17 protein-coding genes are annotated in these 12,452 nt (G+C 42.6%); 6 read left to right on the top strand and 11 right to left on the bottom strand.

Annotated elements, in window-relative coordinates:
• Positions 1–6: 6 nt before the first annotated feature.
• The 4 genes from G5B47_RS15565 to G5B47_RS15575 form a co-directional block, all read right to left on the bottom strand.
• Positions 7–312 carry a hypothetical protein gene (locus G5B47_RS15565; protein WP_165099767.1) on the bottom strand — a complete coding sequence of 102 codons (306 nt, stop codon included), beginning with the start codon at positions 310–312 and terminating at the stop codon, positions 7–9.
• A gap of 172 nt (positions 313–484) precedes the next feature.
• On the bottom strand, positions 485–628 hold the full coding sequence (locus tag G5B47_RS25645; protein WP_235949966.1) for a hypothetical protein: 144 nt from the start codon (positions 626–628) through the stop codon (positions 485–487).
• A 25-nt stretch (positions 629–653) separates the two neighbouring features.
• Positions 654–749, bottom strand: a complete 96-nt coding sequence (locus tag G5B47_RS25650) for an NAD(P)H-dependent oxidoreductase (protein ID WP_235949964.1) — start codon at positions 747–749, stop codon at positions 654–656.
• A gap of 16 nt (positions 750–765) precedes the next feature.
• Positions 766–1,683, bottom strand: coding sequence for a DMT family transporter (locus tag G5B47_RS15575; RefSeq protein WP_165099769.1), 918 nt, complete (start codon positions 1,681–1,683; stop codon positions 766–768).
• Between the two features lie 125 nt (positions 1,684–1,808).
• Between G5B47_RS15575 and G5B47_RS15580 the strand changes: the two genes are divergently transcribed.
• Together G5B47_RS15580 and G5B47_RS15585 are read left to right on the top strand one after the other, a co-directional pair.
• Positions 1,809–2,684, top strand: a complete 876-nt coding sequence (locus G5B47_RS15580) for a LysR family transcriptional regulator (RefSeq protein ID WP_165099771.1) — start codon at positions 1,809–1,811, stop codon at positions 2,682–2,684.
• Positions 2,685–2,724: 40 nt separating this feature from the next.
• A complete protein-coding gene (locus tag G5B47_RS15585) occupies positions 2,725–3,282 on the top strand; it encodes a histidine phosphatase family protein (protein ID WP_165100180.1) in 558 nt (185 codons plus the stop codon).
• 110 nt (positions 3,283–3,392) lie between these two features.
• On the opposite strand, the gene G5B47_RS15590 is transcribed toward G5B47_RS15585, so the two are convergent.
• Positions 3,393–3,803, bottom strand: a complete 411-nt coding sequence (locus G5B47_RS15590; protein ID WP_165099773.1) for a GNAT family N-acetyltransferase — start codon at positions 3,801–3,803, stop codon at positions 3,393–3,395.
• A 32-nt stretch (positions 3,804–3,835) separates the two neighbouring features.
• Entirely contained in the window at positions 3,836–4,252 is a 417-nt protein-coding gene (locus G5B47_RS15595) for a hypothetical protein (RefSeq protein WP_165099775.1), read from the bottom strand.
• 206 nt (positions 4,253–4,458) lie between these two features.
• Here G5B47_RS15595 and G5B47_RS15600 point away from each other — a divergent pair, with 206 nt between their 5' ends.
• From G5B47_RS15600 to G5B47_RS25935, 3 genes are all read left to right on the top strand, one after another.
• A complete protein-coding gene (locus tag G5B47_RS15600) occupies positions 4,459–5,463 on the top strand; it encodes a phosphotransferase enzyme family protein (protein WP_165099777.1) in 1,005 nt (334 codons plus the stop codon).
• 114 nt (positions 5,464–5,577) lie between these two features.
• On the top strand, positions 5,578–6,597 hold the full coding sequence (locus G5B47_RS15605) for a serine hydrolase domain-containing protein (protein ID WP_165099779.1): 1,020 nt from the start codon (positions 5,578–5,580) through the stop codon (positions 6,595–6,597).
• 70 nt (positions 6,598–6,667) lie between these two features.
• The gene (locus tag G5B47_RS25935) at positions 6,668–6,781 is read left to right on the top strand and encodes a putative holin-like toxin (protein WP_268958505.1); all 114 of its coding nucleotides are present in this window, start codon (positions 6,668–6,670) and stop codon (positions 6,779–6,781) included.
• Positions 6,782–7,098: 317 nt separating this feature from the next.
• Here the strand turns inward: G5B47_RS25935 and G5B47_RS15610 are convergent, their stop codons facing one another.
• Positions 7,099–8,565, bottom strand: coding sequence for a DHA2 family efflux MFS transporter permease subunit (locus G5B47_RS15610; RefSeq protein WP_165099780.1), 1,467 nt, complete (start codon positions 8,563–8,565; stop codon positions 7,099–7,101).
• Positions 8,565–9,437: an SDR family NAD(P)-dependent oxidoreductase gene (locus tag G5B47_RS15615; protein WP_165099782.1), complete on the bottom strand. Its 873-nt coding sequence runs from the start codon at positions 9,435–9,437 to the stop codon at positions 8,565–8,567. The genes G5B47_RS15610 and G5B47_RS15615 overlap by 1 nt, the downstream gene beginning before the upstream one ends.
• 168 nt (positions 9,438–9,605) lie before the next feature.
• On the opposite strand from G5B47_RS15615, the gene G5B47_RS15620 reads away from it, so the two are divergent.
• Positions 9,606–10,085, top strand: coding sequence for a MarR family winged helix-turn-helix transcriptional regulator (locus tag G5B47_RS15620; protein ID WP_165099785.1), 480 nt, complete (start codon positions 9,606–9,608; stop codon positions 10,083–10,085).
• Positions 10,086–10,238: 153 nt separating this feature from the next.
• Here the strand turns inward: G5B47_RS15620 and G5B47_RS15625 are convergent, their stop codons facing one another.
• From G5B47_RS15625 to G5B47_RS15635, 3 genes are all read right to left on the bottom strand, one after another.
• The gene (locus G5B47_RS15625) at positions 10,239–11,015 is read right to left on the bottom strand and encodes an AraC family transcriptional regulator (RefSeq protein WP_165099787.1); all 777 of its coding nucleotides are present in this window, start codon (positions 11,013–11,015) and stop codon (positions 10,239–10,241) included.
• Positions 11,016–11,039: 24 nt separating this feature from the next.
• Positions 11,040–11,615, bottom strand: coding sequence for a LysE family translocator (locus G5B47_RS15630; protein ID WP_165099790.1), 576 nt, complete (start codon positions 11,613–11,615; stop codon positions 11,040–11,042).
• Between the two features lie 101 nt (positions 11,616–11,716).
• Positions 11,717–12,343: a type 1 glutamine amidotransferase family protein gene (locus tag G5B47_RS15635; protein ID WP_165099792.1), complete on the bottom strand. Its 627-nt coding sequence runs from the start codon at positions 12,341–12,343 to the stop codon at positions 11,717–11,719.
• Positions 12,344–12,452 lie beyond the last annotated feature (109 nt).

A 12,452-nucleotide genomic window follows, 5' to 3' on the forward strand; every position in this document is an offset into this window, starting at 1 on the left:
GCGCCCTTAAGAGAGCAGAACAATGACCAGCAATTCAAAAAGAACCAAAGTGAGGATGGCTTCATCGCTGGGTCCGTAAAAGGCACGAGAGTAGCCCGGACTTTTAACTCTCAAATACAGCTGCCGGTCGTCGCAGCCTACAATGACGCCTTCATGGACATGGCCTGACAATGTCTGAATACGAACGCGCCGATTAATATACGTTCTGCAAATGTGATGGGTCCGATCCTTAATGGATTTTAAAGTCTGTACGCTGCTCGGATCTGCCTGGTAAAGAACCTGCTGCTGCATAGCCGGATATGGAACACTCATGAACATAACCTCCGTAAAAAAGCTTCATAGTCATTCGCTCCATCCTATGCGGATACCCAGCCCAAGGTTCTGTCATTGCCCGGCTGCCGGCCGCAAACACTTCAGGAAATACGAAAAATGCTCCAAAAAAGAACAGACCGTCCACCCCATGTGTCATGAGCGGACGGTCTGTTTATCTATAAGGCTCAACCGGCTCAAAGCCTGCAAAATAGAGCATCCCATGATGAATCCGATAAAGGATTTTCTCATGAATATCCCCATCCATTCCGTATGGAGTAAATGCCTCTCTTGGAGATCCGGTTGTCGTCGATACCATCGCTTTTCTGCCTTGGAGTCCGCCCTTATGACCTGATGGTCAGAGCGGCAACGGCCAGATCCTTCAATGCTCCGTTGAATGACTTCGGTTCCGGGTGGGCGTAGACAATGAGTACGTTCATTACGGTTCGCCTCCTTTTAGCCTGCTATGGAGTTAGATTGAGACTCCGCACTGGATTTATGAAATCCCGGTTTTCTTAGTATCTTTTTAATATCGATCTGGGCGGCTAGCACACTGAGCAGCACGAGACCGGCTCCCGCATAGCCTTGCAGGGTCAGTCTTTCACCCGCAAAAGCAAACGCGAACCATGCTGCAAAAACAGGCTCCAATGAAAAGAGCAGCCCCGTATGAGTTGGGGTCGTGTATTTCTGGGCCGCCGTCTGGACGATAAAGCCAAATGCGCTGCAAAATAGACTCAACCCCAGAACCGAAACCCAAGCGTCTGCTGTTTCCGGAAGCTGCGGCTGCTCCAGCAAAGCGGAGAATACCAGCCCCCATGCTCCGGCGAACCCCAGCTGCAGAATGCCAAGAGTAAGGGAGTCCACGTTCTTTGTCAGCTTTCCCGTAACGACGATGTGAATGGCATACATCAACGCGCCCAGGATGCACAGCAAGTCCCCGCTGCTGATGACGAACCGGCTTGTTAACGTTAACAGTCCTATGCCCGTCAAGGCCAGGAACACGCCAACAATCACCCTGTTCTCGGGCATCTTTCTATAGCGGAGAGCGATCAGCAGCGGAACAAATACGACCGTTAAACTTACCAAAAATCCGGCATTGGACACCGATGTGGATTTCACGCCAAACGTAATCGCGGCGAATACGAGAAATAAAATCGTTCCCTGCCAAAATGCATATTTTACAGTTTTGAAATCGGCATGAATGAGGCGCCTGTGAAAGACTATTCCGGATAAAATAAAGGCCAGTCCAAACCGCAAGGCAATCAGGTTAAATTCCTGTACATCCGTCAGCCCCATCTTCATAAACAAGTAGGATGAGCCCCAAAACATCGTCACGATCAACAGCATCACATTCGCTTTTAACCCTGTGTTCATACAATACTTCCTTTCAGCCTGAGATATTGCTTACTTCGAAGTATACGTGTACATTTTATATAAAGAAAATGAATGTTATTCATGCCTTAGTTGAAAAAAAATAATACGAACAGGGTGATCAGAACATGTCACTGGCCAAGTATGAGATCTTTCATGCGGTTGTGGAATTGGGGAGCCTGTCCCAAGCCGCGGCGGAACTGGGTTTTACCCAATCTGCCGTGAGCCATGCCATTGCCAGCCTGGAAGCGGAGTGGGGATTTTCGATCCTTAGCAGAGGGCGCGCCGGCGTCCATTTGACGAGCACCGGAGAGCTGATCCTGCCCTATATCCGTGAGATTTTAAAAGGGAACGAGCGGTTAAAGCAGCAGATTGCAAATATTAACGGGCTGGAAACAGGAACGGTACGTATCGGCACGTTTGCGAGCGTGTCCATACAGTGGCTGCCCCGAATCATGAGTTACTTTGCCGAAAGCCACCCCTCGATTGAAATGAAACTGCTGGAAGGAAGAAGCTATGAAGATATCGAGCACTGGATAGCCAGCGGCGCCGTTGATTTCGGCTTTCTCTCGCTGCCCGCCTCCAAGTCATTTGAAGTCATTCCATTGAAAAAAGACCGGATGGTGCTGATCGTTCCCGATAAACACCCTTTTGCTGCACTGCATGAGGTTCGTTTTGAACAAATCAAAGAAGAGCCGTTCATCCTGCCCAAGAAAAGCTGCGATAACGATGTGAGGCGTATCCTCAAAGAAAACAACGTGTCCCCCGCCATTAAATTCGAGTTCGAAGATGACCAGGCGATTATCTCTATGGTTCAAAATGGTATGGGAATCAGCATCCTTCCCGAAATGGTGCTGCATCAAGTTCCGAGCCATATCCGCATCCTTGATCTGGAAGGCGATCATTACCGGTCTATCGGCATCGCCGCCCCATCCTTGAAATCCATGTCTCCGGCAGCGAGAAAGATTGTTAAATATGTTCAGGCATTTTTGAGCGGGGCTTAGTGGGGGCTATATAATAATCTAAGGAGCGGTGACCTCGTTGATTACGAATCTTTATTTTGTTCGACATGCTCACTCTATTTATTCTGCTGATGAATTAAACAGACCCTTATCTGAACGCGGAAAAGCGGATGCTGGGAAAGTTACTGAATTACTGAAAAATGAATGTATAAGTGTCCTAATTTCAAGTCCGTATAAAAGAGCAATCCAAACGATTGAGGGATTAGCCGATATCATTGGGGTTGATATAGCCATAGAAGAAGATTTTAGAGAAAGATTACTAGCTGAAAATCCTGTCGATGACTTTGAACACGCTGTAGCAAAGGTATGGGAGGATGATTCTTTTTCCTGGGAGGGCGGAGAATCCAACATGGTTGCCCAAAAAAGAGGGGTTCGAGCACTCGAAGATGTATTGGAACGATATGAAGGCAAAAATATAGCAATCGGTACACATGGTAATATCATGGTTTTAATGATGAACTACTTCGATAAAAGGTTTGATTATACATTTTGGAAGCAGTTGGATATGCCTGACATATACAAGTTAAGTTTCGACAATCTAAGGCTTAGTGAAGTAAAACGCATATGGGACAGGAGTTAGTCAATAACATTACCTTGCAAACAAAAAAGAGGGAACTTTTCCCTCTCTGAAGTGGTATTGCTCATATGAAGACTGGCTAGTGGTATCCCTCTATCTTATTTTCATTACAACTATTTATCCAAGACCAAGAACATCCCTGTCATTCCGGGCGAATGGTCTTTGAATCCGAATTTTTCGTAAAATTCATCTTTTCCGTGTGATGCGAATAGACCGACAAAACCGGCTCCAGCACAATTATCATTGATATAGTTCAGCAGTTTTCCGATAATTTCCTTGCCGATTCCCTTGTTTTGATGCTCAGGCAGTACAGCTACATCTTGGATATAATAGTACATTGCTCCATCGCCCACAATCCGTCCCATACCGATTACATTTCCATCACTTATTGCAACTACGCCATAGACTGAATTGGCAATGGACTGTTCGGTCATCTCTATATTAACTTTTCCCCATCCAACCGCTTCCCATAAAGTTTTATGTTCCAGAACAGTCGGCGGGCGTTCGATAATTGTTAACTCCATGTTGTTCATCCCCTTTCAAATACTTGTGAACATTAATTGTATATTTGCAGGTTTTTTATGATTCTTACCTGTTTGATCTTCCATTTGAAAAAAGATTGGCGAGTCATTTCAATAGCAAGAGCCCCAACAATAATTTGTCTGATTTGGTTAATTTGATTATATTCAATATATTCGAAATTATAGAGCAGTTCAGGTAGATTCGGGTTCATATGTGTGAATTCTCCGGAAAAATCCAGATCTTTTGTAGCATATTCACTTTTGAAAAATTGCTGTAGGGTTTCCTTATCTTGTGTCCTTATATTTAAATCAGAAAAATTACCTTCGATTGATTTCTGAATAATACGATTCACCATTGATTTTGGAAGTTGGTAGGAAAAATAATAACCTCCGGCTGAACTTAATATAAAAATTGATACAAGTGATAGTATGATTATTTTTTTTATATTCATAAGTTATACCTCTCTGAACATAGTTCCAAGGCCCCTTAAATTAAGGGTTCATATAATATTTAAAAGGGTTTACGACACATCAAGTAGAAAGTAAGAATCAGTAAATCCGGACAAAGGAGCGATGGATCATGAATTTTCATTGTTTCAGGTACATCCGAATTCGTAACTTCTCTCAATAAGAATTTATCTTAGAGAGGAGAAACGACTTGGAACAGGAAATCAAATCAAAATTTAATGCTGAGATTGTACGATACGGAGCAGCCCTATATGACATATCTGCAGAGGAACTGACCAGCATTGGCGGTTCCATGAATTTTGTATATGAATACCAAAGAAATGGACACCCGTATATTCTACGGTTTACGCCGACTGAACACCGCAGTATGGATTTAGTCAAAGGCGAATTAGATTGGCTGCTATACTTGCATTGTAACGGTCTCTCTGTATCTATACCAGTTGAATCCACACAAAAAAATTTAGTTGAATATGTCCATGTAAAGGATTCCTCTTTTATCGTTACCTCTTTTCTCAAAGCAAAGGGAAAAGCCGTTTCTTACCCTGATTGCCTTCATGACCATGAGCTGTATTACAAATGCGGTGCAGCCGTTGGGAAATTACATGCTCTCTCCAAGGCTTATACCCCTTCAACTCAGACCATACAACGAAAAGACTGGCAACACAATTTTTACTTGATGAATATGCACAAGTTTATTCCCGCTGATCAAACCAAGGTAATTGCTGGGTGTACGAATACAATATCTTTAATAAAAAAAGAATTGCCGATTGACGCTGAATCCTATGGATTGACTCACGGGGATATTCATGTTGGAAATTTGAGGGTAAATGAGGGCGGCATTACGTTGTTTGACTTCGATGAAGCTCAGTACAGCTGGTTTGTTGATGATATTGTTACTCAGCTGTACTATCTGGTTTATGTGTACGGCGGGGATGACGGAAGAGAGCTGCGCGAATCCCAGGCAACCCGTTTCATGGAGCATTTTATGAGGGGTTACACTCTCGAAAATGTAATCGATGATTATTGGATCAAAAAGATCCCGTGGTTTCTGCTTCTTCGGGAAATCATTGTATACATCGGCATGTACAAAAATCATCCTGATTTATCTAAGTTAAATCAATGGGGCAAAGATTATATTGCTGAAGCCAAAATAAGAATTGAAAATGGCATTCCCATTGTTGATATTTGGAATTGATGTATGTAACAAAAAAGGGGGGCGGCGCCCCTCTTTACTATTTCCGCCAATACATCTGCGTTTAACATATAACTTTTCATATTAATGCGGTATACAGTGGAGGTTATGAAGATAATGAATTTACAGCTAAAAGATATTTTCCCTAAAATATGTGGTGATAATACACCTGGTATGGGAGTTATTGCAAATCATAAAGGTCAAATTGTATATCAGGACACGATCGGTCTCGCAAACTGTGAGCATAATATACCGATAAACATAGACACCGTTTTTAATTTAGCATCTATTTCCAAACAATTTACTGGAATGGCTATTCTTCAATTAATTGAAAAAGGAGAAATTTGTCCATCTGACAAGATAACAAAATATATACCAGAAGTTCGACATTATGCTGGTGATGTTACCATTTATCAATTGTCTCACCATTCGGCTGGGCTAATAGATTATAATGAGCTTCTTTGGCAAAAAGCCAGAAATAATTCTTTGTATTCCAGTAATACAGAAGTTTTAAATTTACTGAAAAATGAAAACAGCCTCTGCTTTGTTCCAGGTAGCAAATTTGACTATTCTAATTCCAACTATGTGATGTTAGCCATTATCATTGAAAGAATAACAGGCTTAACCCTCAGAGATTACTTAAAGCAATATATATTTGACATCATAGGTATGCAGAACACTACTGTCTTTAACGAAGAACAACCAATTGTACCCCATAGAGCTTATGGGTATGAGAAGAGTGGGGAATACTGGAAGTGTTTCTATGCAGATACGTTTGCTACAGGTTGTGCAAATGTATTTTCCTCTCTTCTGGATTTAAAGAAGTGGGATGATGCCTTATACGACGATAGTCTTCTTAAAGAAGAAACAAAAAGAACAATATTTGAAGCTGGTCTGGATTCATCTGGCAATCCGTTAACTGAGTTTTGGGGCGGATATAGTTATGGTTGGATGATACAAGAACGCTGCGGCGAAAAGACTATATGGCATACAGGTGGAGATGCAGGCTTTAGAAGTATTATTGTCCGATTTTATGAAAAAGAATTCAGTGTTATTTTACTATGCAATTTTGCAAATTTAGATTGGCAGGATACATATAAGCTTATTGAAAGTTTATTTAAAGAATTCAGTTATTAAGTTAACTATATTAAACGTTTCCGACCCCATTTTATCCGACAAAATACCCATCACAGGGATGGCAAGAGTGATGACAAGCGTGCGTGGCTACAGAATCCGCATTCAGATCTATCAAGCTTTGTCGCTGATGATCATGTTTAGCATGTTCGTTTTGGCTCTGCTTACGTACCTCAAAAAGAAATAGACCGCCCTGCTCAAGGATAACGGTCTATTTCTCGAGGCCTACCTTATAAGCCGCCGCCCTTAAAAGCGGCTATTGCTCGGAGAGTCGTGTTCCCGCACGGCTCTCTTTGCGTTGTACGCTGTTTCTGAGTTGAGTATACCACAGAGGAAACAAATGTTAACACGGTTAATGCTGTTAGCTGGTGCTAAGATTCGTTTTTGGGTTAGCTTATTTTCGCCATTTACTGGCGTTTATTTAGTTTGAGGATATGCGGAAATAACTCTCGCGATCCATACTTGATCTGTTGGCAAATTCGCCTGATCCGCATATTTTGCAATTCAGGCCTCCCTGCCAGTTCCAGCCTGTATCAAATCACCTTGCAAAGTGACTTCAGGCTGCTTTGTTTTCTTAATGAAGAAGGACATCACCAGCCCGATTGCTCCAAAAATAATTACGGCTAAATAGGCATCGTTCATCCCCGCTATAGAGGCCTTCTTCAGCAATTGCGCCTGATCGTGAATCACTCCTTCGGCAGCTATCCTAACCGCATGAAACTGCGCCCGGTTGGTCAGAATCGTAACCAGAAGCGCTGTGCCGATGGCACCCGACACCTGCTTGACCGTATTGGAAATGGCGGTTCCGTGAGCATGGTACGAAGCCGGAAGTTGATTGAGTCCCGCGGTTGTAATCGGCATCATGAACATTGCCATTCCGATTCGTCTGCCGGTGGACAATAGCAGAAGATAGGTATAGCTTGTGGAGTCCGTTAACGAAGTAAAGCCGATCGTTGTCACAATCGTAATGGCGATGCCGATAACCGACAGCCATCTTGCTCCAAACCTGTCGAATAGTCGGCCCGCAACGGGCATAAGCAAGCCCATAAGCAAGGCTCCTGGCAGCATCAAAATTCCGGCATCGAATGCCGTGTAGTGCCTCATGTTCTGCAAATAGATTGGAAGCAGCATCATATCCGCATACATGACCACCGTCACAACAACATTAATTAGGGTAGTCAGCGTAAACATGTTGTATTTGAATGCTTTCAGTTCCAGCAAAGGATTTTTGCTCTTTAGCTGGGTTATTGAAAACAGAACCAGCGAGATCACGCCAACGAGCAAGGTTACAATCACTTCGGTCGTTGTCCAGCCGATTGCGCCTGCTCTGCTGAATCCATATAGTAAAGTGCCGAATCCAACAGTGGACAATATCATTCCGGCAATATCCAGTTTGGGATAGGCCCGCTCCGTTACATTTTTCAAGTAAAAAAAGGCCAGAAGGATAACCAGCGCCGCAAACGGAATAATGACATAGAACAGCGAGCGCCAGACGTAATGATCCAGCATATACCCGGCATAGGCCGGACCGATTGCAGGGGCAAAGATAATGGCTACTCCAATGAGCCCCATTGCGCCTCCACGCTTCTCCTCAGGATAGATGGCAAGCACAACATTCATCAGGAGCGGCATAATGATGCCTGCTCCCGCAGCCTGCACAAGACGGCCGATGAGCAGCAGTTCAAAACCAGGAGCTACTCCAGATACAACAGATCCGGCAAGAAACGCAAGCATAGCCGAAAGGAATAATTCACGGGTCGTAAAACGCTGCATTAGATAGGCTGTTATAGGAATAAAAACTCCATTTACAAGCATGTACCCTGTTGTCAGCCATTGAGCCGTTGTGGCCGCGATGTTAAAATCTGTTATTAACTCTGGAATAGCCACACTCATAATCGTCTGATTCAGAACGGCTATGAAAGCGCCCAATATCATGATGAACAACAGAGGTCCTTTATTAATCTTGTTCATTAATTCAGCACTCCTTTTTGTTCCAAAAGATCTGCGGTTACCCTCCATAGCTTGTTCTGCATTTCGACATCCCCACCTGGGCTCACAGGCCCAATGGAATCCCCGGTTCCAACGTTAAAATATCCTCCCGTCACCTTCTGGTACTTCGGGTCCACAACCAACCGGGTGATGATTTCAGCTCCTTTTCGCGGATCGCCAATATGGAGCAATTTTAAGATGCGTTCAAGTATGGGCGCGAACCAAAGCTCACGTCCAAGTCCTGTAACATTGAACCCGGGGTTCAATGCATTTACACTGATTCCGGTTCCGGTTAACCGGCGGCCCAGTTCAGCTGTGAACATAATATTGAGGAGCTTGGTTTTTCCGTAGATGGCAGATGAGCCTCTGGCTGTAAACGGAGTGGTATCGGTTAAATCACCCGGCAGCTTTAGAATCCCGTGATTTCGCGAGGCTTCTGAAGCCACATTTACAATTCTGGCCGTTCCCGCGTTTCTTAAGGATGGTTCCAGCACTTGCGACAATAACCACGGGGCCAAGTAATTCACCGCAATCATTTCAGGAAATCCCTCAGAGGTACTCCGTTGTTCAAAGGCATGGAGCCCCGCATTGTTCACTAGCACATCAATCTTGGGAAAAGCGGCTGAAATTTCCTGTCCAACACGTTTCACATCCTTCATCAGGGACAAGTCCCCGTAAAAGAAATCTACTTTTGTTGAAGGTGAGCTATCTTTGATCCATTGCCGGGTTGCCTCAGCCTTCTCCTTACTTCTGGCCGTCATGACAAGGTGAGCGCCGCGTTTCGCCAAATCCATGGCGACAATTCGCCCCAGCCCGCTTGTTGCTCCAGTGATGACGACGATGGGTTTAGTCATAATAAGTCTCCTCTGTGTGGTATACTTTTTTGTGCAATAATTCCTAAGCTTTAGAAAACAGGCTATAGTCAGTATTTGATTGACATATGTCAACTATATTGATTTAATGGATATATGTCAACTACTTACACAAATTAAATCTTATCGTTAGAGGATGTGGGCAAAGCAGTGGAACATTATCAAGATCATGACCTAGGCAAAAATGAGATAAGAGAGCAATTGGAACTTCAGCTTGGCGAACAGCTTCATGCGCTTATCAGCGCCTCCCATGCGCTAAGTGTCAGAACTGCAGGACGTTTCGATCCTTCCATCCAGCCTGCGGCCTTCCATATTATTCGTTGGCTCTATTCCTACGGACCAACAAGCGCTGCCGCTCTCGCGGAATCCACAGCCATGGACCGCAGCTCCGTCAGCCGCCTTGTTAAACAGCTTGAGACTTTGGGTTATGTGAATAGAGAAAATTCGCCCGATGATGGACGAGGGGTCCTTCTGTCTCTCACTGAGCTTGGACACCAAATGACCATTCATGCCCTTAAGGAGAAAGAGAACGCATTCTATGAGCGAATTTCCAATTGGAACAATGATCAGCTTGACGCGTTCATTACGATGCTCAGAAAATTTAATGGATTTGATCAGCCTCACGCATAAAAAAGAACCTTCATCTCCACTTCATGTGTGGATTTGAAGGTTCTTTTGCGAATAGAATATCCTGCCCTATCCTTGGATTTCTTCATTATCACCAACGATTCTGACAAAAGATAAGGAGATCAAGGAGATCACTCGGACCACCGATTTCACTCCTCAATTTAGATGGGACCTATATTCAAATGCTGTTGTTCCATATACGCTTTTAAAGTGTTTATTTAAATGAGTTAAATCAACAAAGCCACAATCTGCTACTGCTGTATAAATATCTCCGTTTTTTTCTATTAACTGCTTTGCACGTTCGATCTTGCAGTTAAGAAAGTATTGGTATGGTGAAATTCCAGTATGAGCCTTGAATAATCGGATAAACTGAAATTTCGATAAATCAAGCTCTTTACATATCTCATCAAGTTTAAGTACAGTTTCCAAGTTGGAATGAAGCATATCCTTTGCTTTTCGAATTAGAGCGTTATCTTTCTTATATTCTGTAGACAGATTCGTTTGAACAAGGCTATCCGTGAGAGATAAGAGTAACTCGCTGCACAAAGCCTCATCTTTTTCGCTTAATATTGCATTAGAAAGACTTAATATTTTTTGTTCGAGTCCACAATCATACACAATGGGGGTTGAAAAACGTACGATTTCCTTTTTCTCAATAACCTCCAAAAGCAATTGCGGCTCAATATATAGCATTACATAATCCAGGCCGGTCTCATCATGGGCCATTCCGTCATGTGCCTGCTCCGGATTAAAAAGCATAACACCATTCTGATAGGATAATTGTAGACTGCCATCCAGGTTATACTCTTGAATACCACGCAATGTTACACCTACTGCATACTCCTTGTGGGAGTGCTTTTTATACGTAAAATCAGTCATGCTTGCTGACAACGCAGTAATACCTGCCGATTTTTTATAAATAAATTTGTCCACTTCACTCACCTCGCAATAGCTTGCCTAAATCCATATCATTACTGCAGCATAAGCTAAAAATAGAGCCATCATTACATTAACAGCCCTTGTATGCTTTTGTAAAACCACCTTGAAGATTGTGCCGAAAAGAACCCATGTAATAAAGGCTAAAAATCCAATAAGAGTTATAGTTATAACACTTATTGTCACCGCAGGCATTGCGGTATAGTAGGGCAGAATAAAGCTGGGGATTACAGTCATTGTAAATAGTACGACCTTTGGATTTAAAAACTGCATAAGGAAGCCTGACATAAAGGTACCGGTTTGGTTTACAGTTGGTTTCGATGTATCCATTTTGTAAATTTGATAAGCGAGATAGAACATATAAAAGCTTCCGATGATCTGCATAACAATTAAAATTTTAGGCATTACCGTGATAAGCATAGTATTCACCATAGCGGAAATAACAAGCAATAGACCAAAAGCAATAGTTGCTCCATACGTATATTCCATTGCCTTTTTTGTCCCAAAATTATGCACTGTGGATAATATGACGATATTCGTAGGCCCTGGCGTTATAGTAATGATAATACAGTATAATAAAAAAGATGTAATATTCATGAGGAAAACTCCTTTCGAGATATTCTCACATGACTATACATCTTAAAATGAAATGGCCTATAGTATATTATTGCAGGACTTACCCAAGGACGAGCGAGAACTCATTGGATTGAATTCATCAGCTCATAGAAATATTTGGATTCATGAGACTTATTAAGACTATACCAGGCATCTAATGTTTTTGAAGAAAACACACCCAGAGCTCTCAAGACGTGTACAGAAAATTCTAACGGAGCTATTCCAGATGCAGTGATCAGTTTTCCATCAGTTACAGCAGACTCCATTTTGTAATACTTTTCGCCCGTGTAACTGGGACAGATCATTTTAAGGTATTCCAGATCATTGCTTGTATGCCAACGTGAATTCAGCAATCCTGTCTGGGCAAGTGCCATTGTAGCACCACAAATCGCTGCAACCAATACACCTTCCTTTAAACACTTCTCAACGATTTTTAAGATGGGTTGGTGAATTGTTTCTGTCCATGTATCTCCACCGGGTAAAATCAATGCATCTGTGCTTTCAATGCTGCACTCATCCAGTTTGATGTCAGGCAGTATTTTCAATCCGCCCATTGTAGTCACAGGAGTTTTTTCAATTCCCACGGTAACTATTTTTGATGGGGCCAGCCCCTTTTTATAATATCTTCCCGAGTTCAGTTCGGCAGTTAAGTAACCTATTTCCCAGTCTGACATTGTGTCAAACACATAAAGATATACCGTATTATTCATTTGCAAGTTCTCCTTATTTTACAATTCATCAAGTGATACCAACCATTCACCGGTAATCAATGATTATCATTATAATAAAATAGCTTCACTGACATCTGCTGTCAGTGAA

It is taken from the genome of Paenibacillus apii (genome assembly GCF_011043685.1).
GTDB lineage: Bacteria > Bacillota > Bacilli > Paenibacillales > Paenibacillaceae > Paenibacillus_AQ > Paenibacillus_AQ sabinae.

What these genes read in the sequence shown, in the direction of transcription:
- G5B47_RS15630 (WP_165099790.1), bottom strand. Translation starts at nt 11,615, where the DNA reads ATGAATATTACATCTTTTTTATTATACTGTATTATCATTACTATAACG.
- G5B47_RS25650 (WP_235949964.1), bottom strand. Translation starts at nt 749, where the DNA reads ATGAACGTACTCATTGTCTACGCCCACCCGGAACCGAAGTCATTCAAC.
- G5B47_RS15565 (WP_165099767.1), bottom strand. Translation starts at nt 312, where the DNA reads ATGAGTGTTCCATATCCGGCTATGCAGCAGCAGGTTCTTTACCAGGCA.
- G5B47_RS15615 (WP_165099782.1), bottom strand. Translation starts at nt 9,437, where the DNA reads ATGACTAAACCCATCGTCGTCATCACTGGAGCAACAAGCGGGCTGGGG.
- G5B47_RS25935 (WP_268958505.1), top strand. Translation starts at nt 6,668, where the DNA reads ATGACAAGCGTGCGTGGCTACAGAATCCGCATTCAGATCTATCAAGCT.
- G5B47_RS15590 (WP_165099773.1), bottom strand. Translation starts at nt 3,803, where the DNA reads ATGGAGTTAACAATTATCGAACGCCCGCCGACTGTTCTGGAACATAAA.
- G5B47_RS15605 (WP_165099779.1), top strand. Translation starts at nt 5,578, where the DNA reads ATGAATTTACAGCTAAAAGATATTTTCCCTAAAATATGTGGTGATAAT.
- G5B47_RS15610 (WP_165099780.1), bottom strand. Translation starts at nt 8,565, where the DNA reads ATGAACAAGATTAATAAAGGACCTCTGTTGTTCATCATGATATTGGGC.
- G5B47_RS15575 (WP_165099769.1), bottom strand. Translation starts at nt 1,683, where the DNA reads ATGAACACAGGGTTAAAAGCGAATGTGATGCTGTTGATCGTGACGATG.
- G5B47_RS25645 (WP_235949966.1), bottom strand. Translation starts at nt 628, where the DNA reads ATGGTATCGACGACAACCGGATCTCCAAGAGAGGCATTTACTCCATAC.
- G5B47_RS15595 (WP_165099775.1), bottom strand. Translation starts at nt 4,252, where the DNA reads ATGAATATAAAAAAAATAATCATACTATCACTTGTATCAATTTTTATA.
- G5B47_RS15580 (WP_165099771.1), top strand. Translation starts at nt 1,809, where the DNA reads ATGTCACTGGCCAAGTATGAGATCTTTCATGCGGTTGTGGAATTGGGG.
- G5B47_RS15635 (WP_165099792.1), bottom strand. Translation starts at nt 12,343, where the DNA reads ATGAATAATACGGTATATCTTTATGTGTTTGACACAATGTCAGACTGG.